This is a genomic window from Stenotrophomonas sp. Y6 (assembly GCF_022436665.1).
Classification (GTDB): Bacteria; Pseudomonadota; Gammaproteobacteria; order Xanthomonadales; family Xanthomonadaceae; genus Stenotrophomonas; species Stenotrophomonas acidaminiphila_A.
The window spans coordinates 80511-98955 of record NZ_JAKUKB010000002.1; the positions used below are offsets into that span (position 1 = coordinate 80511).

The 18445-nt window shown below is 69.3% G+C and carries 17 protein-coding genes; 5 read left to right on the forward strand and 12 right to left on the reverse strand.

From position 1 onward, the window contains the following. The first annotated feature begins 52 nt into the window (after positions 1-52). On the forward strand, positions 53-769 hold the full coding sequence (locus tag MKP15_RS03135) for a response regulator transcription factor (protein WP_104938154.1): 717 nt from the start codon (positions 53-55) through the stop codon (positions 767-769). After that, positions 766-2262: a HAMP domain-containing sensor histidine kinase gene (locus MKP15_RS03140; RefSeq protein ID WP_240211769.1), complete on the forward strand. Its 1497-nt coding sequence runs from the start codon at positions 766-768 to the stop codon at positions 2260-2262. The genes MKP15_RS03135 and MKP15_RS03140 overlap by 4 nt, the downstream gene beginning before the upstream one ends. 24 nt (positions 2263-2286) lie before the next feature. Here MKP15_RS03140 and MKP15_RS03145 read toward each other — a convergent pair whose 3' ends face one another. The 6 genes from MKP15_RS03145 to MKP15_RS03170 form a co-directional block, all read right to left on the reverse strand. Next, positions 2287-3348, reverse strand: coding sequence for a suppressor of fused domain protein (locus tag MKP15_RS03145; RefSeq protein ID WP_240211770.1), 1062 nt, complete (start codon positions 3346-3348; stop codon positions 2287-2289). 104 nt (positions 3349-3452) lie between these two features. After that, positions 3453-3932 carry a hypothetical protein gene (locus MKP15_RS03150; protein WP_240211771.1) on the reverse strand — a complete coding sequence of 160 codons (480 nt, stop codon included), beginning with the start codon at positions 3930-3932 and terminating at the stop codon, positions 3453-3455. A gap of 121 nt (positions 3933-4053) precedes the next feature. Further along, entirely contained in the window at positions 4054-5934 is a 1881-nt protein-coding gene (prpE, locus tag MKP15_RS03155; RefSeq protein WP_161613306.1) for a propionate--CoA ligase, read from the reverse strand. Positions 5935-6077: 143 nt separating this feature from the next. Continuing rightward, positions 6078-6692, reverse strand: a complete 615-nt coding sequence (locus MKP15_RS03160) for an RluA family pseudouridine synthase (protein WP_240211772.1) — start codon at positions 6690-6692, stop codon at positions 6078-6080. 129 nt (positions 6693-6821) lie between these two features. Then, positions 6822-7805 (reverse strand): malate dehydrogenase, encoded by a 984-nt coding sequence (locus MKP15_RS03165; protein WP_240211773.1) that lies wholly within the window; start codon positions 7803-7805, stop codon positions 6822-6824. A gap of 123 nt (positions 7806-7928) precedes the next feature. Next, on the reverse strand, positions 7929-8423 hold the full coding sequence (locus MKP15_RS03170; RefSeq protein WP_056931941.1) for a peptidylprolyl isomerase: 495 nt from the start codon (positions 8421-8423) through the stop codon (positions 7929-7931). A 208-nt stretch (positions 8424-8631) separates the two neighbouring features. Between MKP15_RS03170 and typA the strand changes: the two genes are divergently transcribed. The 3 genes from typA (at position 8632) to MKP15_RS03185 (ending at position 12662) form a co-directional block, all read left to right on the forward strand. After that, positions 8632-10461, forward strand: coding sequence for a translational GTPase TypA (typA, locus tag MKP15_RS03175; protein WP_104938149.1), 1830 nt, complete (start codon positions 8632-8634; stop codon positions 10459-10461). Positions 10462-10466: 5 nt separating this feature from the next. Next, on the forward strand, positions 10467-10949 hold the full coding sequence (locus MKP15_RS03180; protein ID WP_104938148.1) for a DUF2127 domain-containing protein: 483 nt from the start codon (positions 10467-10469) through the stop codon (positions 10947-10949). Positions 10950-11063: 114 nt separating this feature from the next. Continuing rightward, on the forward strand, positions 11064-12662 hold the full coding sequence (locus tag MKP15_RS03185) for an amidase (RefSeq protein WP_240211774.1): 1599 nt from the start codon (positions 11064-11066) through the stop codon (positions 12660-12662). Between the two features lie 24 nt (positions 12663-12686). On the opposite strand, the gene MKP15_RS03190 is transcribed toward MKP15_RS03185, so the two are convergent. The 6 genes from MKP15_RS03190 to rpsD form a co-directional block, all read right to left on the reverse strand. After that, on the reverse strand, positions 12687-13799 hold the full coding sequence (locus MKP15_RS03190) for a mechanosensitive ion channel family protein (protein ID WP_240211775.1): 1113 nt from the start codon (positions 13797-13799) through the stop codon (positions 12687-12689). Positions 13800-13966: 167 nt separating this feature from the next. Further along, positions 13967-15352 (reverse strand): 3-deoxy-7-phosphoheptulonate synthase class II, encoded by a 1386-nt coding sequence (locus tag MKP15_RS03195; RefSeq protein WP_240211776.1) that lies wholly within the window; start codon positions 15350-15352, stop codon positions 13967-13969. Positions 15353-15400: 48 nt separating this feature from the next. Continuing rightward, positions 15401-15916, reverse strand: coding sequence for a disulfide bond formation protein B (locus MKP15_RS03200; RefSeq protein ID WP_240211777.1), 516 nt, complete (start codon positions 15914-15916; stop codon positions 15401-15403). Between the two features lie 264 nt (positions 15917-16180). Then, positions 16181-16567 carry a 50S ribosomal protein L17 gene (gene rplQ / locus MKP15_RS03205; protein ID WP_161613299.1) on the reverse strand — a complete coding sequence of 129 codons (387 nt, stop codon included), beginning with the start codon at positions 16565-16567 and terminating at the stop codon, positions 16181-16183. 192 nt (positions 16568-16759) lie between these two features. Continuing rightward, positions 16760-17758, reverse strand: coding sequence for a DNA-directed RNA polymerase subunit alpha (gene rpoA / locus MKP15_RS03210; RefSeq protein WP_104938143.1), 999 nt, complete (start codon positions 17756-17758; stop codon positions 16760-16762). Positions 17759-17813: 55 nt separating this feature from the next. Next, positions 17814-18443 (reverse strand): 30S ribosomal protein S4, encoded by a 630-nt coding sequence (gene rpsD / locus MKP15_RS03215; RefSeq protein ID WP_054663355.1) that lies wholly within the window; start codon positions 18441-18443, stop codon positions 17814-17816. Positions 18444-18445 lie beyond the last annotated feature (2 nt).

Here is an 18445-nt window from a genome sequence, read left to right on the forward strand (position 1 = left end):
CGCCCGCTTCCCCCGACAATGGCACCCATTCCCCCAGCGGCCGGATGTGCCGATGAACCGTGCCAAACGCGTGCTGATCGTCGAGGACGACGCCCACATCGCCAACCTGCTGCGCATGCACCTGCGCGACGAAGGCTACGACGTGACCCATGCGGCCAGCGGCGACGACGGCCTGCGCCTGCTGGAGGACAACGACTGGAGCGCGCTGGTGCTCGACCTGATGCTGCCGGGCGTCGACGGGCTGGAGATCTGCCGGCGCGCGCGCGCGATGACCCGCTACACGCCGATCATCATCACCAGTGCGCGCGCCAGCGAGGTGCACCGCATCCTCGGCCTGGAACTGGGCGCGGACGACTACCTGGCCAAGCCGTTCTCGATGCTGGAACTGGTCGCGCGGATCAAGGCGCTGCTGCGCCGGGTCGAGGCGATGGCGCAGAACGCGCGCATCGATGCCGGCGCGATCGAGGTCGCCGGCATCCGCATCGATCCGGTCGCGCGCACCGCCGGGGTCGATGGCAATGCCCTGGACCTGACCCCGCGCGAGTTCGACCTGCTGCATTTCTTCGCCCGCCATCCCGACCAGGTCTACTCGCGCATGGAGCTGCTCAACCAGGTCTGGGGCCACCGCCACGAGGGCTACGAACACACCGTCAACACGCACATCAACCGCCTGCGCAACAAGATCGAACGCGACCCGGCCACGCCGCGCCGCATCCTCACCGTATGGGGCCGCGGCTACAAGCTGGCGGCCGGCGGCAACGACGCATGAAGCGGCTCGCGCTGTGGCAACGGCTGTCGCTGGTGTTCTGCGCGCTGCTGCTGGTGTGCTGCGGCGCGCTGGCGTGGATCCAGATGCGCAGCACGCGCCTGCACGAGCAGGAAACCGTGCAGCGCCTTTCGCGCGGGCTGGCCGAACACATCGCGCGCAGCGGCGAACTGATGGACGCACGCGGCATGCGCGATGGCGAGGTCCGCGCCCTGTTCGGCAAGCTGATGGCGGTCAACCCCAGCGTCGAGGTCTACCTGCTCGATGACCAGGGCCGGATCCTCGGCCACGACGCGCCGGATGGCCACCTCAGGCGCGACCGGGTCGACCTGGCGCCGGTCCATGCGCTGCTGGGCGGCGCGCCCTTGCCCATCCTCGGCGACGACCCGCGCAGCAGTACCGGGCGCAAGGTGTTCAACGTCGCGCCCCTGCGCGTGCAGGGGAAGCAGGTGGGTTACATCTACGTGGTCCTGGTCGGCGAGCAACGCGAAGCGCTAGCCGCGGACGTCGCGGCCAGCGCCAGCCTGCGCACCACGCTGTGGGCGCTGGCGATCGTGGCCGCCGTCGGCCTGCTCGCCGGCGTGGTCGCCTTCCGCTGGATTACCCGTCCGCTGCGCCGGCTGGCCCGCGACATCCAGGCATTCGATGTCGATGCCGCCCCTCCCGCGCTGCCGGCGCCAGCGGCGCCGCCCCGGCCCGGCGAGCGCGACGAACTGGCGATCCTGCGGCACAGCTTCGCGCACATGGCGCAGCGCCTCGGCGAGCAATGGCAGCAGTTGCGCCAGCAGGACCTGCAGCGTCGCGAACTGGTGGCCAACATTTCCCACGACCTGCGCACGCCGCTGTCGTCGCTGCACGGCTACCTGGAAACGCTGGCGCTGAAGGACGCCACGCTCGACCCCGCCGAGCGCCAGCGCTACCTGTCCATCGCCCTGGCGCAGAGCCACAAGGTCGGCCGCCTGGCGCAGGCCCTGTTCGAACTGGCGCGACTGGAACACGGGGGGGTGGTGCTGGAACCGCAGGCGTTCTCGTTGCCGGACCTGGTACAGGACGTGTTCCAGAAGTTCGAGCTGGCCGCGCAGTCACGCCGGCAATCGCTGGCCGCGGATATCCCCGCCAGCCTGCCGGCGGTGCATGCCGACCTGGCGCTGGTCGAGCGGGTGCTGACCAACCTGATCGACAACGCCATCCGCCACACGCCCGAGGGCGGCCGGGTGACGGTGACCCTGCGCGCGACGGGCGAGGAAGTACAGGTGCGTGTCGCCGACACCGGCCCGGGCATCGCTCCGGAACAGCGCGCGCAGCTGTTCAGCGCGCCGTCCGCGCTGGCCAGCCGGCGCCCGGACAGCGGTGGGCTCGGGCTGCTGGTGGTGCACCGCATCCTGCAGCTGCACCACCGCCGCATCGTGCTGGCCGACAGCGAGGCCGGCGCGGTGTTCGTATTCTCGCTGGCGGTGGCTGGCCGCCGGACGGAGCCACGCGGCGGCCCTGATTGAACCCCAGCGCGGCAGCCGCGACGGTCAGCCGATCTCGCCAATCACCTTGCCGCGGGCGTCCCGCAACTGCGTCGGCACCACTTCCACCTGCAGCCGCCCGCCCGGGAGCGGGTACACGCCACGCTCGGCACGGACCGCGGCCAGCAGCGCCGCGATGCTCGCGTCGCACAGCACGCAGCGCGCGCTGTCCTCGTCCAGCTGCAGGTCGTCGGCCACGCCCGGCTCGAACCGCCACTGCCGCTCCCTGCCCAGCACCACCAGCGGCCGGTCGTGGTGCAGACGCAGCGGCAGCAGTTCCAGCACGCTGTCCACCTGCCCCGCGCCCAGCACCAGGGTGGTGCCCACGTCCGCGTCGGACCAGTCCAGCATCTCCACGAACAGCATGCCGGTGCTGGACCCGTCGCGGCGGCTGCCCGCCGCCACCCGGTCCGCCAGCGCCGCATCGGCCAGCAGCGAATCGCGCGCCAGCTCGGTGATCCACGACGGCATCGCCGGCGCCAGCACGTCCATTACCCCGGAGGTCGACCAGCGCCTGACCGCGGCCATTTCGTCGTCGGTCAGGCCGACCATCTGCAGGAAGTCCAGGCGCCCGTTGGGCGTGGCGATCGCCGGCAACTGCGGATCGGCGACGAACGCCAGGTGGCGCAGGCGGGTACCGCTGTCCAGCGTGATCGGGCCGTTGGCATCGAGATGATGCCCGGCCTCGAACACGTTGCCGCTGGCGAACACGTAGCGGGCGACGTTCTGCAGCAGGTCCAGCGGCCACGTCGGTGGCGCGCCGCTGCCGTCCTCGCCGGCTTCGGCGGCGAGACGGAAGGTCAGCTCGAAGCCGAAGCCGCTCGCCTCCGGGTCGTCGCTGTGTTTGTCGTACAGCTCGGAAAAGCCGTAGGTGACGTAATGCCAGTGCGGGCGCGGCAGCGGGCTCCAGTACACGCTGATGCCGTCCAGCGGGTCGTCGCTGCCCAGTGTGTATGAGGCCGCCGTGCCGAAGTGCCGGGGCGCCTGTCCCGCGTGCACCGCGCGCAATGCCGCATTGATGGCGTCCCAGCCCGCGGTTCCCGCCCCGCCGCCGTCGTGTTTGTCCATGCCTGGCGCTCCTGTGCCCAACCCCCGCGCATGATAGTGCCGGCCGGCAGGTGGCCGCCGCGCTGCCCGCGATCACGGCACAGCGCGGCGCCCTGGTGCTGCCATCACGCCAGCACCAGGGCCCGGGTCTCCTCCAGCCAGCGGCTGGCGAATGCCGGGCTCTTGGCCTTGCCCAGCGCCGCCGCCACTTCCGGCCACAGCTGTTCCAGCCCCACCGCACTGCGGCTGCGCTCGATCTTGAGCTGGATCAGGTAGCCCTTCAGGCCCAGGTGCCGGCGTACCGATTCGGCCATCCAGTCGCGCAGTTGCTGGTAGCGCAGCGGATCGTCGCCCAACTGCGTGGTGACCGGCACCGGCGGCGCGCGCTCCACGTTGCCACCGACCACTTCGATCAACCCAAGCGCCAGCAACTGCTCCAGCGCGTCCTCCGGCGCCCGCAACCCCTGCGCCATCTGCAGCAGTTCGCGGCTGTCGCGCTGCCCGTCCACCAGCAGCAGCACCGAGCGCAGCGCCGGCGCCAGGCGCAGGCCACGGTCTTCGATCTCGCGACGGCCAGCTGCCGTCTTGGCATGGATCAACGCCATTCCCCCTCCCCCATTTGTGCATCGCAACCACGATGCGCGCGAACGGCAACCGGGGCCCCCGCCCCATCCTGCTTGCCTGCACCCGCACCGCCCCCTGCGATCGCCGCGCCAGCGGCCTGCGCTATGTCCCCAGCACGCGGCGGATTTCCTCCAGTGCGCCCGGGTCGTCCAGCGTCGACAGGTCCCCCGGGTCGCGCCGCTCCGCCAGGGCCTGCAGCGAACGCCGCAGCAGCTTACCCGAACGGGTCTTGGGAAGCGCGTTGACGATATGCACGTGCGCCGGGCGCGCCACCGCCCCCAGCGAGCCGGTGACCTGCTGCATCATCTCCGCCGACAGCGCCGCCAGCTCGTCGGCGGCCGCGGCCTGCTTGAGGGTCACGAACACCAGCGGCACCTGCCCCTTCAGCTCGTCGTGCATGCCGACCACCGCCGCCTCGGCCACCCGCGGGTGGCTGCTGATCGCCTCCTCGATCTCGCGCGTGCCCAGCCGGTGACCGGCCACGTTGATCACGTCGTCGGTGCGGCCGAGGATGAAGGTGTAGCCGTCGGCGTCGCGGATGGCCCAGTCCAGCGAGCTGTAGAGCAACTCGTCGAAATGGCTGAAGTAGCTCTTGATGAAGCGCGCATCGTCGTTCCACACGGTGCTCATGCAACCCGGCGGCAGCGGCGGCTGGATCACCAGCACGCCTTTCTGCCCGGGTGCGACTTCGGCCCCGGTGCGCTCGTCGATGACCTTCATCCGGTACCCCAGGTTGGGGAAGCCGGGCGAGCCGAACTTCACCGGCTTCATCTCCAGCCCCGGCAGCAGGGTCAACGCCGGCCAGCCGGTCTCGGTCTGCCAGTAGTTGTCGATCACCGGCTTGCGCAGCGCGTCGCCGATCCACTGCGCGGTGGGCTCGTCCAGCGGCTCGCCGGCCAGGAACAGGTACTTCAGTTCGGACAGGTCGTGGCGATGGATGAAATCCACGTCGTGCTTCTTCAGCACCCGGATCGCGGTGGGCGAGGAGAACATCGTGCGCACCCCGTACTGCTCGCACAGCGCCCACCAGATGCCCGGATCCGGATGGGTCGGCAGGCCTTCGTACAGCAGCGACGTGCAGCCGCCGATCAGCGGCCCGTACACGTTGTACGAATGCCCCACCGCCCAGCCGACGTCGGAGGTGGAGAACATCACCTGGCCGGGGGCGCAGTCGAACACCGTGCGCATCGACTGCGCCATCGCCACCGCGTAGCCGCCGACATCACGCTGCACGCCCTTCGGCTTGCCGGTGGTGCCCGAGGTGTACAGCAGGTAGCTGGGCGCGTTGGATTCCAGCCATTCCACCGGCACCTGCGCATCGCCCACCTGCGCGCGCAGCGCGGCGTAATCCTCGTCGCGCCCCGCGATCCTGGGCGTGGCCGCGTCCAGGCCGCGCGAGACGATCAGCACTTTCGGCGGTGGCGACGTGGCCTCGGCACACGCCGCGTCGACCATGGGCTTGTAGGGGATCACCTTGCCGCCGCGCATGCCCGCGTCGGCGGCGATCAGCAGCTTGGGCCGGGCATCGTCGATGCGCAGCGCCAGGTTGTGCGCGGCGAAGCCACCGAACACCACCGAATGCACCGCGCCGATGCGCGCACAGGCCAGCATCGCGAACACCGCCTCGGCCATGTTCGGCATGTAGATCACCACGCGGTCGCCGCGGGCGACATCCAGCGCCTTGAGTACGGCGGCGAAGGCATTCACCTCGCGGTGCAGCTCGCGGTAGGTGATCTCGCGGGTGACTTGGGTCTCGGTGGAGATGGCGACCAGCGCCAGCTGGTCGCCGCGCTCGGCCAGGTGCCGGTCCACCGCGTTGTAGCAGAGGTTGGTTTCGCCGCCGACGAACCAGCGCCGGAACGGCGGATTGGAGTAGTCCAGGATCTGCCGCGGCGGCTTATGCCAATGGATCGCCCTGGCCTCCTCGGCCCAGAACGCCTCCGGCGCGTCGATGGAACGGCGGTAGGTCTGCTCGTACTGCATGTCGCCTCCGGAACCTGCTGGCCTGCGCCGAGCATAGTCCGGACCACCACGCGCTCTCCCTGCGACGATGGTCGTACGACCAACGTTGCAGGGCCGGCCCCGGCCCCGCCCATGGCCGGCCGCACGCCGCGCCGCGACCGGCCTCAGAACGGACTGGGCGACGCGAACGCCATCTCCGCCCCGCTCACCGGGTGCACGAAGCCCAGCCTGCACGCATGCAACTGCACCCGCGCCGCGGGCGCGGCGCCATACAGGCAGTCGCCGATGATCGGATGGCCGGCACTGGCCATGTGCAGCCGCAGCTGGTGGCTGCGCCCGGTGACCGGCTCCAGTGCCACCCGGGTCCACGCCTGTCCCGCATCGCGCGCCAGCACCCGCCAGCGGGTCAGCGCCGGCTTGCCACGTTCCAGGTCCACCATCTGCCTGGGCCGGTTCGGCCAGTCGCAGATCAGCGGCAGGGCGATCTCGCCCGCCTCGCCCGCGACCCGCCCCTCCACCAAGGCCTCGTAACGCTTGTGCACGCGCCGCTGCTCGAACTGCATCGACAGGGCCGCCTGCACCTGCCTGCCGCGCGCGTACAGCATCAGCCCCGAGGTCACCTGGTCCAGCCGGTGCACGGTCAGCACGTCGGGAAACGACGCCTGCAGGCGCGCCACCAGGCAATCCTGGTTCTCCGGCAGGCGCCCGGGCACCGAAAGCAGGCCGGCGGGCTTTTCCACCACCAGCAGTGCGTCGTCGATGTAATGCAGTTCGATCACCGTTTCCGCCTCTGCACGCGGCCATGGGCAGGCCGCCGGCCGTCGCGCGGGACCCCGCGCCGCAGCCCTCCAACAAAAAGGGGGAAGCCGAAGCTTCCCCCCGTCGACCCGGTGGCCCGGCTGCTGCGGTCAGAGCAGGTCGGCCACGCCGGCGCGCTCTTCCTCGAGCTCGGCCAGGGTGATGTCGATGTACTTCTTGGAGAAGTCGTCGATCGGCAGGTCCTTGACGATGGTGTACTTGCCGTTCTCGGTGATCACCGGGAAGCCGAACACCACGCCTTCGGGAATGCCGTAGGAGCCGTCGGACGGCACGCCCATCGTCACCCACTTGCCGTTGCTGCCCAGCACCCAGTCATGCACGTGGTCGATGGCGGCATTGGCGGCCGAGGCGGCGGAGGACAGGCCACGGGCGGCGATGATGGCCGCGCCGCGCTTGCCGACGGTCGGAATGAAGGTGTTGGCGTTCCATTCCTGGTCGTTGATCAGCTCGGCCACCGAGGCGCCGCCGGTGGTGGCGAAGCGGTAGTCCGGGTACATGGTCGGGCTGTGGTTGCCCCACACGGTGAACTTCTCGAAGCTGTCCACGGCCTTGCCGGTCTTGGCCGACAGCTGGCTCAGGGCGCGGTTGTGGTCCAGGCGCAGCATGGCGGTGAAGTTCTTCGGGTCCAGGTCCGGCGCCGACTTCATCGCGATGTAGGCGTTGGTGTTGGCCGGGTTGCCGACCACCAGCACCTTCACGTCGCGCTTGGCCACGGCGTTCAGCGCCTTGCCCTGCACGGTGAAGATCTTGGCGTTTTCCAGCAGCAGGTCCTTGCGCTCCATGCCCGGGCCGCGCGGACGGGCGCCGACCAGCAGGGCCACGTCGACGTCCTTGAACGCCACCAGCGGATCGGCGGTGGTGACCACGCCGGCCAGCAGCGGGAACGCGCAGTCTTCCAGTTCCATGACCACGCCCTTCAGCGCGGCCTGGGCCTTCTCATTGTCGATCTCCAGCAGCTGCAGGATGACCGGCTGTTCCTTGCCCAGCATTTCGCCGGAGGCGATGCGGAACAGCAGGGCGTAGCCGATATTGCCGGCAGCGCCGGTCACGGCGACACGTACGGGTGCTTTCATGGGGGTTTCCTCTGCTAAGAAAGGTATCTGGGGACGGCCCCGGCCTCCGCGGCCGCGAAAGCGGGGCTGCAATCGGTGCACATCACGCGAACGGCCACCGTTGCCGGTGGCCGTGGGCGGGGATCAGGCGGCGAGGATCTTGTTCCACTCGGCCACGCGCCCGGCCTGGGCGGCCAGCACGGCGTCGGCATCGCCCTCGATGGTGATCTTGTTGATCAGGTCGCCCTGCTTGACCGCGTCGACCACGTCCAGGCCCTCGACCACCTTGCCGAACACGGTGTGCTTGCCGTCCAGCCAGTCGGTCTTGATGTGGGTGATGAAGAACTGGCTGCCGTTGGTGTTGGGGCCGGCATTGGCCATGGACAGCACGCCGCGCTCGTGGCGCACGCCGTTGTTGGTCTCGTCCTCGAAACGGTAGCCCGGGCCACCGCGGCCGGAGCCTTCCGGGCAGCCGCCCTGGATCATGAAATCGGCGATCACGCGGTGGAAGTTGAGGCCGTCGTAGAACCCGCGCTGGGCCAGGTTGACGAAATTGGCCACGGTCAGCGGCGCCTTGTCGGCGAACAGCTCGACCTTGATCAGGCCGCGGGAGGTGTCGAAATGGGCGGTCAGGGACATGGGAATCCTTGTGGGAGAAGACGTCTATCGCAGACCGCATAGGATACACCCGCCCCCGGCGGGCGACGTCCCCCGCCCTCACCGCGCCCGCCGCCGGCTGAACGCCCGTCCCGGCGGCCTTCACGGCCCCTTTTCGCGAATCGGCCGCATGCCCGTATAATGTTGGACTTCTTTTCCCCATTCACGGCACCGGCTGGCCGTCTTTCGCATGTCCATCGAAAACCTTCGCAACATCGCCATCGTCGCCCACGTCGACCATGGCAAGACCACCCTTGTCGACCAGTTGCTGAAGCAGTCTGGCACCCTGTCCGAGCGCACGGTGCTGGCAGAGCGCGTGATGGACAGCAACGACCAGGAAAAGGAACGCGGCATCACCATCCTGGCCAAGAACACCGCCATCAACTGGCGCGGCAACCGCATCAACATCGTCGACACCCCCGGGCACGCCGACTTCGGTGGCGAGGTGGAGCGCGTGCTGTCGATGGTGGACTCGGTGCTGCTGCTGGTCGACGCGATGGACGGCCCGATGCCGCAGACCCGCTTCGTCACCCAGAAGGCCTTCGCGATGGGCTTCAAGCCGATCGTCGTGGTCAACAAGGTGGACCGCCCGGGCGCGCGCCCGGACTGGGTGATCGACCAGGTGTTCGACCTGTTCGACAAGCTGGGCGCCACCAATGAGCAGCTGGATTTCCCGATCGTCTACGCGTCGGGCCTGAACGGCTACGCCGGCATGGAAGACACCGTGCGCGACGGCGACATGACCCCGCTGTACGAAGCGATCATGAAGTACGTGCCGGCGCCGGAAGTCGAGGCCGAGGGCCCGTTCCAGATGCGCATCAGCCAGCTGGACTACAACAACTTCGTCGGCGTGATCGGCATCGGCCGCATCCAGCGCGGCAAGGTCCGCAAGAACCAGCCGGTCATCGTCATCGACCGCGAGGGCAACAAGCGCCAGGGCAAGGTGCTGCAGGTGCTGGGCTTCATGGGCCTGGAGCGGATCGAGGTCGAGGAGGCCCAGGCCGGCGACATCGTCGCCATCTCTGGCATTCAGGAGCTGACCATCTCCGACACCGTGTGCGCGCTGGAAGCCCCCGAGGCGCTGCCGCCGCTGACCGTGGACGAACCCACCATCTCGATGACCTTCCAGGTCAACAACTCGCCGTTCGCCGGCAACAAGGACCTGTCCGGCGGCAAGTTCCTGACCAGCCGCCAGCTCAAGGAGCGGCTGGAGCGCGAGACCGTGCACAACGTCGCGCTGAAGGTCGAGCAGCTGGAGGACGCCGACAAGTTCCTGGTCTCCGGCCGTGGCGAGCTGCACCTGTCGGTGCTGATCGAAACCATGCGCCGCGAAGGCTATGAGCTGGCCGTGTCGCGCCCGGAAGTCATCATCAAGGAAATCGACGGGCAGCTGATGGAGCCGATCGAACAGCTGGTGATCGACATCGAAGAGCAGCACCAGGGCGGCGTGATGGAGAAGCTGGGCACCCGCAAGGCGCTGCTGGAGAACATGGAGCCGGACGGCAAGGGCCGCGTGCGCCTGGACTTCAAGATCCCGGCGCGCGGCCTGATCGGCTTCCAGAACGAGTTCAAGACCCTGACCCAGGGTTCGGGCCTGCTGTTCCACGTGTTCGACCACTACGGCCCGAAGGAACAGGGCGCCATCGCCAAGCGCCTCAACGGCGTGATGATCGCCAACGCCCCCGGCCCGACCCCGGCCTATGCGCTGGGCCCGCTGGAAGAGCGCGGCCGCCTGTTCGCCGCCGAAGGCGACCAGGTCTACGAAGGCCAGCTGATCGGCATCCACTCCAAGGACAACGACCTGACGGTCAACGCGATCAAGACCAAGCCGCTGACCAACATGCGCGCTTCGGGCAAGGACGACGCGATCAAGCTGACCCCGGCGCTGAAGTTCTCGCTGGAGCAGGCGCTGGACTTCATCGAGGACGACGAGCTGGTGGAAGTCACCCCGAAGGAAATCCGCCTGCGCAAGAAGTTCCTGACCGAAAGCGATCGCAAGCGCGCCTCCCGCGCCGGCTGATCGACTTGTCCGCGCGCAAGCCCTACAACCCGGATCCGCACGCGCATCCGGGACTTGCCGCCATCGCCCTGCTGGAAGCGGTCAAGGCCGTACTGGCCTTTCTGGCCGCCGCGGGCCTGGAGTTCTCCGGGCCCGCCCCCCTGCGCACCTTCGTCAACACCCTGATCCGGCACGTCGGCGGCGATCCCGAACACGGTTCGTCCTCGACGCTGCTGGACATGATCACGCCCGACACCGTGCATGTCGGCGCCCTCGCCCTGGTCGCCTACGGCCTGCTGCGGTCGCTGGAAGCCTGGGGCCTGTGGCGCGCGCGCGCCTGGGCATCGTGGCTGGGCTGCATCTCCGCCGCGCTGTACCTGCCGCTGGATGTCTACGCCATCATCCGCCACCCCGGCTGGGCCTCGTGGCTGCTGCTGGGCGTCAACCTGGTGGTGGTCTGGGTGCTTGCCCGGGATATCGGCAAGCGGCGTCCGCCAGCGGCCCGCTGAAGCCCCCCGGACATGGCGCCGGCACGGGGCCCCAAGCCCGCCGCCGGTCGCCTCCGCACGGGCGCCCCATCCGCCCGTTTGCCAAGCCCAGGCCGGCCCGATAGCCTGCGCGGCATGCGCGCCCTCCCGACCTGCTCCCGACTGCTCCTGCCCCTCCTGGCGGCGGTGCTGTGCAGCGCCTGCGACGGCGCCGCCAGCGACACGCCGGCCGGCGAACCGCCGTTCCCCTACCAGGAGGCGGGCATCGCCGAACTGCAGGCGCGGATGACCGCCGGCGAGCTCGACAGCGTCACCCTCACCGATGCCTACCTGCGCCGCATCGCGCTGCTGGACCGCGCCGGCCCGGCGCTGCGCTCGGTGATCGAGATCAACCCGGCCGCGCGGCGCGAAGCGGCGCAGCGCGATGCCGAACGCCGCGCCGGGCGCATCCGCGGCCCCCTGCACGGCATGCCGATCCTGCTCAAGGACAACATCGCCGCCACGCCCATGCACAACACCGCCGGTTCGCTGGCGCTGAAGACGTTCCGCCCGCGGCGCGATGCGTTCCTGGTGCAGCGCCTGCGCGACGCCGGCGCGGTGATCCTGGGCAAGACCAACCTGAGCGAGTGGGCCAATTTCCGCTCCAGTGGCTCGACGTCGGGCTGGAGCGCGGTGGGCGGGCAGACCCGCAACCCGTACGCACTGGACCACAACCCGTGCGGCTCCAGCTCCGGCAGCGCCGTGGCCGTCGCCGCCAACCTGGCCGTGGCCGCCATCGGCACCGAAACCGACGGCAGCATCGTCTGCCCGGCCGCGGTGAACGGCATCGTCGGACTCAAGCCCACGGTCGGCCTGGTCAGCCGCGACGGCATCATCCCGATCTCCTTCAGCCAGGACACCGCCGGACCGATGACCCGCAGCGTCGCCGATGCCGCGCTGCTGCTGGGCGCGATCGCCGGGCGCGACGAGTCCGATCCCGCGACCGCGGCGATGCCCGGGCGGGCCGTGTATGACTATGGCGCGCGCCTGCGCCCGGATGCATTGCGCGGCGCGCGCATCGGCGTGCTGCGCAACGCGCTTGCTGAGCGCGCGGAGATAAAGCCGGTGCTGGACCAGGCCGTGGCGGCGATGCGCGCGGCCGGAGCCACCGTCGTCGAAACCACGTTGCCGGATGAAGGCGCCTGGGAACAGCATGAGCAGACGGTGCTGCTGTACGAATTCAAGAACGGGCTGAACCGGTATTTCCAGCAGTGGCGGACGCCGGTCGATTCGCTCGCCGCCCTGATCGCCTTCAACCAGGCCCACGCCTCGCAGGAACTGCACCTGTTCGGCCAGGAGCTGCTGCTGCAGGCCGAACAGTCCGGCCCGCTCAACGACCCCGCCTACATCGCCGCGCGCGGCAGCGCCCGCCGGCTCGCCGGCCCGGAGGGCATCGACGCCACCCTGCGCGCGCACCGGCTCGATGCACTGGTCGCGCCCACCACCGGCGCCGCCTGGCGCACCACCCCCGGCCAGGGCGATGCCTACCCTGGTGGCAGCTACGGCGCCGCCGCCGTGGCCGGTTACCCCAGCCTGAGCGTGCCCATGGGCCACGCCGGCGGGTTGCCGCTGGGGTTGCTGTTCATGGGAACCGCCTGGAGCGAGCCGCGCCTGCTGGAGTTGGGGCACGCCTACGAACAGCTGACGCGGGCGCGCCGCGCGCCGGCGTTCGCGGACACCGCGCACGCCCGTTGACGGTGACTGTGGCGGGGCCGGCACTCACGCCGGTGCGCCGTCCTCGGCACCGGGCGAACGGATGTCCCCCGGGTCGCCCTGCCGGGCCCGCGGTGGCGCCCCGGGCTGGCGCCCGATCTCTGCGCGCAGCCGTGGCAGCGCCCCGGGATGCTCGCGCATCAGGAAGTCAACCATGCGCTCGCGCACGATGCAGCGCAGGTCGAAGGCATCGCCGGAGTTGCGCGCGCTCACCAGCAGCCGCACCTGGATCGCCTGCTCGCTGGTCTCCGTCACCTGGGTCACGCAGACGCGGCCGTCCCACAACGGCGACTGCCTGCAGATGCGCTCGAGCTCGGCGCGTACCGCCGCCACCGGGGTACGGTAGTCCAGCCACAGGAACGCGGTTCCCAGCAGGTCGGCGCTGCGCCGGGTCCAGTTCTGAAACGGGTTCTCGATGAACCATGACAGCGGCACCACCATGCGCCGCTCGTCCCAGATCCGCACCACCACGTAGGAGCTGCCGATTTCCTCGATGCGGCCCCACTCGCCCTCGACGATCACCACGTCATCGAGCCGGATCGGCTGCGTCAGCGCGATCTGCAGGCCGGCGATCAGGTTGCCGAACACCGGCTTGGCGGCGATGCCGGCCACCAGCCCGACGATGCCCGCCGAGGCCAGCAGGGTCTTGCCGACCTGCCGCGCCTGCGGGAACGTCAGCAGCACCGTCGCCACGCCGAACAGCACGATCACGCCCATCAACACCCGGCTCAGCACCCGGGTCTGGGTCTGGACGCGGCGCGCGGCGAGGTTGTCCGCCACCTCGATCGGGTGGTTGCGCAGGATCGCGCGCTCGCCGGCCGCCACCGCGCGCACCAGCAGCCAGGTCAGGCACGCCACCACGCCCACGTGCAGCAGGCGCTGCATGACCTGCAGCGACTGCCCCTCCAGCGGCGTGGCGCCCAGCGCCATCCACAGGAACAGCAGTGGCAGGAAGAACGCCAGCGGCAGGCTTACCACGCGCACGATGCGCGCGCGCCGGTAATCACGCCCGCGGGTGCGGCGGAACAGCCACAGCATCAGCGTCCATACCACGAAGCCGGCGACAATCGCCGCTCCCAGCGGCAATGCGTAGGCGCGGATGACGGTCCAGTCGGCCATCGTTGCGTGCCCTCCAGGGATACGAAAGGATGTGCCGCACAGGATGCACCAGGGGCCATGATCGCGATGTCATGCCGCGGATGGGCGCATGCCGCCGCGCCGGCCGCTGCGTGCCCGCAGTGCGGCCGGCAGGCTGCCGCCGGCGCCGCGGGGAAACCACGCCCGCGCTAGGATGCGTCCGCGCCCTGCTGCCGCTTGCGCACGATCGCCATGGCGATCTCCAGCGACTGCTCGTAGTTCAGCCGCGGGTCGACCGTGGAGCGGTAGGCGCGCTCCAGGTCGCGGTCGGTCAGCTCGCGCGCGCCGCCGGTGCACTCGGTCACGTCCTCGCCGGTGAGCTCCAGGTGCACGCCGCCCAGCCGGGTGCCGGCCGCCGCATGCAGGTCGAACGACGCCTCCACCTCGGCCAGGACGTTGTCGAAACGGCGGGTCTTGTAGCCGTTGCTGGTGCTCTCGGTGTTGCCGTGCATCGCATCGCAGACCCACAGCACGCGGCGGCCATCGCGCTTCACCGCATCCAGCAGCGGCGGCAGCCTGTCGGCGATCTGTGCCGCGCCCATGCGATGGATGAAGCTCAGGCGGCCGGGCTCGTCGTCGGGGTTGAGCACGTCGATCAGGCGCAGCAGTTGATCCGGCTGTACCGAGGGGCCCACCTTGATCGCGATCGGGTTGCGCACGCCGCGCAGGTACTCCACGTGCGCGCCCTCCAGCGCCGCGGTGCGCATGCCGATCCACGGGTAGTGGGTACTCAGGTTGAACCAGCCATGCTGGCGCGGCACCTGCCGGGTCAGCGCCTGCTCGTAGGGCAGCAGCAGCGCTTCGTGCGAGGTATAGAAATCGACCCGGTTGAGGTTGTGCACCCGGGCACCGGACAGCGTTTCCATGAACCGCACCGCATCGCCGATGGAGCCCACCATCTTCTGGTACTCGGCCGCCAGCGGCGAGCACCCCACCCAGTCCATGTTCCAGTACTCGGGGTGGTGCAGGTCGGCGAACCCGCCGTCGATCAGGGCGCGCACGAAGTTCATGGTCAGCGCCGAGCGCGAATGCGCCATGATCATCCGCTGCGGATCCGGGACGCGCGCGGCCTCGGTGAACTCCGGCGCGTTGATCACATCGCCACGGTAGCTGGGCAGAGTCACCCCGCCCCGGGTCTCGGTGTCGGCCGAGCGCGGCTTGGCATACTGGCCGGCGAAACGCCCCACCCGTATCACCGGCTTGCGCAGCCCGTGCACCAGCACCAGGCTCATCTGCAGCAGCACCTTGAGCCGGTTGGAGATCGTGGCGGACTCGCAGTCGGCGAAATTCTCCGCGCAATCGCCCCCCTGCAGCAGGAAGCGCTCGCCCTCCTGCGCCTCGGCCAGCTGCTGCTTCAGCGCCAGGATCTCCCACGAGGTCACCAGTGGCGGCAGCTGCCGCAGCTGCGTGAGCGCGGCCTCCAGCGCCTGCGGATCGGGGTAGGTCGGCATCTGCAGCGCCGGGCGCCCACGCCAGCTGTCCGGCGCCCAGTGCGATGCGGTGGCGGCCGGGGACAAGGACGGGGACAGGTTCATGCGGTTACCGTGGCGATGCGGGGGGAATACAGCGGAAAACAGGCGGACTCAGAACAGGCGCGTCCGGCGCGCGCGCAGGCCGGCATACAGCGCCCACGCCCCGAGCAGCGCGAACCACACCAGGCTCCACATCGGCATGCTCAGGCCGAGGAACGTCCAGTCGATGTTGCCGCAGTCGCCGGTGCCGGTAAGCACGGTACGGAACACCTCGAACGGCCCCATGGTCTCGCTGAGGAAACTCAACGGCGGGCCGCAGCTGCTGCCCAGGTCCTTCGGCAGCAGCTGCACGTAGACGTGGCGCCCGGCGATGCCGGCACCCACGGCCGCGGCGATGAACGCCAGCACGCCGTAGAAGCTGCGGCCACCGCGCGTGGACGGCCCGTGCAGTGCACCCAACAGCAACACCAATCCCAGCGCGGCAAAGGCGATGCGCTGGAAAATGCACAGCGGACAAGGCTCAAGGCCCATTTCCAGCTGCATCCAGATGGCGAACGCCAGAAGGCCCGCGCAGGCCAGGAAGCCCAGCAGGCACTGCGCGCGGAAGCTCCACCGCAAAGGATTCATCATGTCATTCCGGGATCACTGATCCTGCAAGCGTAACAGGCCGGCCGCCGCACGGCAGCATCACCGCGCTGGTGACCCGGCATGCGCACCCTGCAGCTGTCGCGCCGTGCCATCGCCGGCAGTTCGCCCCGAGGCCCCGGTCGCGCGCACGACGCGGGCAGCGCGCATGCGCGGCCGAATGCGCCCTGCGGCCCCGGCCCCGGAAAAGCGAAAAGCCCGGGCAGTGCCGGGCTTTTCGTTGCAGCGCGTTGCGGAAAGGCGCGATTACTCGGCCACTTCCTCGGCAACGACGGCCGGGCGGTCCACCAGCTCGACGTAGGCCATCGGCGCGTTGTCGCCGGCGCGGAAGCCGCACTTCAGCAGGCGCAGGTAGCCGCCCGGACGGGTGGCATAGCGCGGGCCCAGCACGGTGAACAGGTTGCCGACGGCTTCCTTGTCGCGCAGGCGGGCGAAGGCCAGGCGGCGGTTGGCGACGGAGTCGACCTTGGCCAGGGTGATCAGCGGCTCGGCGACGCGGCGCAGTTCCTTGGCCTTCGGCAGGGTGGTCTTGATCAGCTCGTGCTTGAACAGCGAGGCGGCCATGTTCTTGAACATCGCTTCGCGGTGGGCGCTGGTGCGGTTGAACTTGCGGCCCGACTTCTGGTGGCGCATGGGTCTATTCCTTGGTCAATGGTGGTTCGTTGGACATCGTTGTCGCCTTCCTGGCGTTGCTGCTGTGGACTGCGGGTGGTCCTGGCCGCCCCGTTCCCTGGACGACCGGCACCGTGGCTTTCAAGCCATCGGCGCGGGTACTGCTTCATGCCGTTCCCCGCATGGTCGCCCATGCGGGGAAACAGGGTTTGCTCAGCCCAGCATGCCGTGGGCGGAGACGCCGGCCGGCGGCCAGTTCTCCAGCTTCATGCCGAGCGACAGGCCACGCTGGGCCAGCACTTCCTTGATCTCGGTCAGCGACTTCTTGCCGAGGTTCGGGGTCTTGAGCAGCTCCACTTCGGTCTTCTGGATCAGATCGCCGATGTAGTAGATGCTTTCGGCCTTCAGGCAGTTGGCCGAACGCACGGTCAGTTCCAGGTCGTCGATCGGGCGCAGCAGCACCGGATCCACGCCGTTGTTGGCCGGCTTGGCCGCACCGCGGTCGCGGTGGGTGAAGTCACCGAACACCGACAGCTGGTCGCTGAGGATGTCGGCCGCGGTGCGGACGGCTTCCTCGGCGTCGATCGTGCCGTTGGTTTCGATATCGATGACCAGCTTGTCCAGGTCGGTGCGCTGTTCGACGCGGGCCGCTTCCACGGCGTAGGCGACGCGGCGGACCGGCGAGAACGAGGCGTCCAGGACCAGGCGGCCGATGGCGCGGGTTTCTTCGTCCGGACGACGACGCGAGGCCGCCGGCTGGTAGCCGAAGCCACGCTCGACCTTCAGGCGCATGTTGATCGCCGTGTCCTTGGTCAGGTTGCAGATGACCTGCTCGCCGTTGAGGACTTCGACGTTGTGGTCGACCTTGATGTCAGCGGCAGTCACCACACCCGGACCCTGCTTGGACAGGGAAATGGTGGCGCTGTCGCCGGAATGCATGCGGATGGCCACGTCCTTCAGGTTGAGCAGGACTTCGAGCACGTCCTCCTGCAGCCCTTCGACCGTGGTGTACTCATGCAGCACGCCGTCGATCTCGACTTCCGTGATGGCGAAGCCCGGGATGGACGACAGCAGCACGCGACGCAGGGCATTGCCCAGCGTATGCCCGTAACCCCGCTCCAAGGGCTCGATAACGACCTTGGCGCGGGTGTCGGTAAGGCGTTCGATCTGCGGACCGCGGGGACGCAGAACCTGGTTGGCGGTAACCGTCATGTTGCGGGTTCTCCTAGTGAACCCCCGGCCGTCGCCGGGGGTTCTCCAATGTGAATTACTTCGAGTACAGCTCGACGATCAGCGCTTCGTTGATGTCCGCCGGCAGGTCGGCGCGATCCGGAACGGCCTTGAACACGCCGCTGAACTTCTTCGAATCGACTTCGACCCACGACGGGCTCAGGTCATGCTGTTCGGCGATGGTCAGGGCTTCCTGGACGCGCAGCTGCTTGGCAGCCTTTTCCGACAGGGCGATCGCGTCGCCGGCCTTGACCTGGTACGAGGCCAGGTTGACCGACTTGCCGTTCACGGTGACGCCGCGGTGCGAGACCAGCTGGCGCGCAGCGGGACGGGTCACGGCGAAGCCCATGCGGTAGACGACGTTGTCCAGGCGGGTTTCCAGCAGCTGCAGCAGGTTCTCGCCGGTGTTGCCCTTCTTGGTCGAGGCCTTCTTGTAGTAGTTGCGGAACTGGCGCTCCAGCAGGCCGTAGATGCGCTTGACCTTCTGCTTCTCGCGCAGCTGGGTGGCGTAGTCGGACAGCTTGCCCTTGCGGGCGGTGGCGCCGTGCTGGCCGGGCTTCTGCTCCAGCTTGCACTTGGAGTCCAGCGCACGGGCCGGGCTCTTCAGCGACAGGTCGGCGCCTTCGCGACGGGCGAGCTTACAGGTAGGACCGATATAACGAGCCATTT

What these genes read in the sequence shown, in the direction of transcription:
- rpoA (WP_104938143.1), bottom strand. Translation starts at nt 17,758, where the DNA reads ATGACGGTTACCGCCAACCAGGTTCTGCGTCCCCGCGGTCCGCAGATC.
- MKP15_RS03185 (WP_240211774.1), top strand. Translation starts at nt 11,064, where the DNA reads ATGCGCGCCCTCCCGACCTGCTCCCGACTGCTCCTGCCCCTCCTGGCG.
- rplQ (WP_161613299.1), bottom strand. Translation starts at nt 16,567, where the DNA reads ATGCGCCACCAGAAGTCGGGCCGCAAGTTCAACCGCACCAGCGCCCAC.
- MKP15_RS03190 (WP_240211775.1), bottom strand. Translation starts at nt 13,799, where the DNA reads ATGGCCGACTGGACCGTCATCCGCGCCTACGCATTGCCGCTGGGAGCG.
- MKP15_RS03170 (WP_056931941.1), bottom strand. Translation starts at nt 8,423, where the DNA reads ATGTCCCTGACCGCCCATTTCGACACCTCCCGCGGCCTGATCAAGGTC.
- MKP15_RS03195 (WP_240211776.1), bottom strand. Translation starts at nt 15,352, where the DNA reads ATGAACCTGTCCCCGTCCTTGTCCCCGGCCGCCACCGCATCGCACTGG.
- prpE (WP_161613306.1), bottom strand. Translation starts at nt 5,934, where the DNA reads ATGCAGTACGAGCAGACCTACCGCCGTTCCATCGACGCGCCGGAGGCG.
- typA (WP_104938149.1), top strand. Translation starts at nt 8,632, where the DNA reads ATGTCCATCGAAAACCTTCGCAACATCGCCATCGTCGCCCACGTCGAC.
- rpsD (WP_054663355.1), bottom strand. Translation starts at nt 18,443, where the DNA reads ATGGCTCGTTATATCGGTCCTACCTGTAAGCTCGCCCGTCGCGAAGGC.
- MKP15_RS03145 (WP_240211770.1), bottom strand. Translation starts at nt 3,348, where the DNA reads ATGGACAAACACGACGGCGGCGGGGCGGGAACCGCGGGCTGGGACGCC.
- MKP15_RS03140 (WP_240211769.1), top strand. Translation starts at nt 766, where the DNA reads ATGAAGCGGCTCGCGCTGTGGCAACGGCTGTCGCTGGTGTTCTGCGCG.
- MKP15_RS03150 (WP_240211771.1), bottom strand. Translation starts at nt 3,932, where the DNA reads ATGGCGTTGATCCATGCCAAGACGGCAGCTGGCCGTCGCGAGATCGAA.
- MKP15_RS03200 (WP_240211777.1), bottom strand. Translation starts at nt 15,916, where the DNA reads ATGAATCCTTTGCGGTGGAGCTTCCGCGCGCAGTGCCTGCTGGGCTTC.
- MKP15_RS03135 (WP_104938154.1), top strand. Translation starts at nt 53, where the DNA reads ATGAACCGTGCCAAACGCGTGCTGATCGTCGAGGACGACGCCCACATC.
- MKP15_RS03165 (WP_240211773.1), bottom strand. Translation starts at nt 7,805, where the DNA reads ATGAAAGCACCCGTACGTGTCGCCGTGACCGGCGCTGCCGGCAATATC.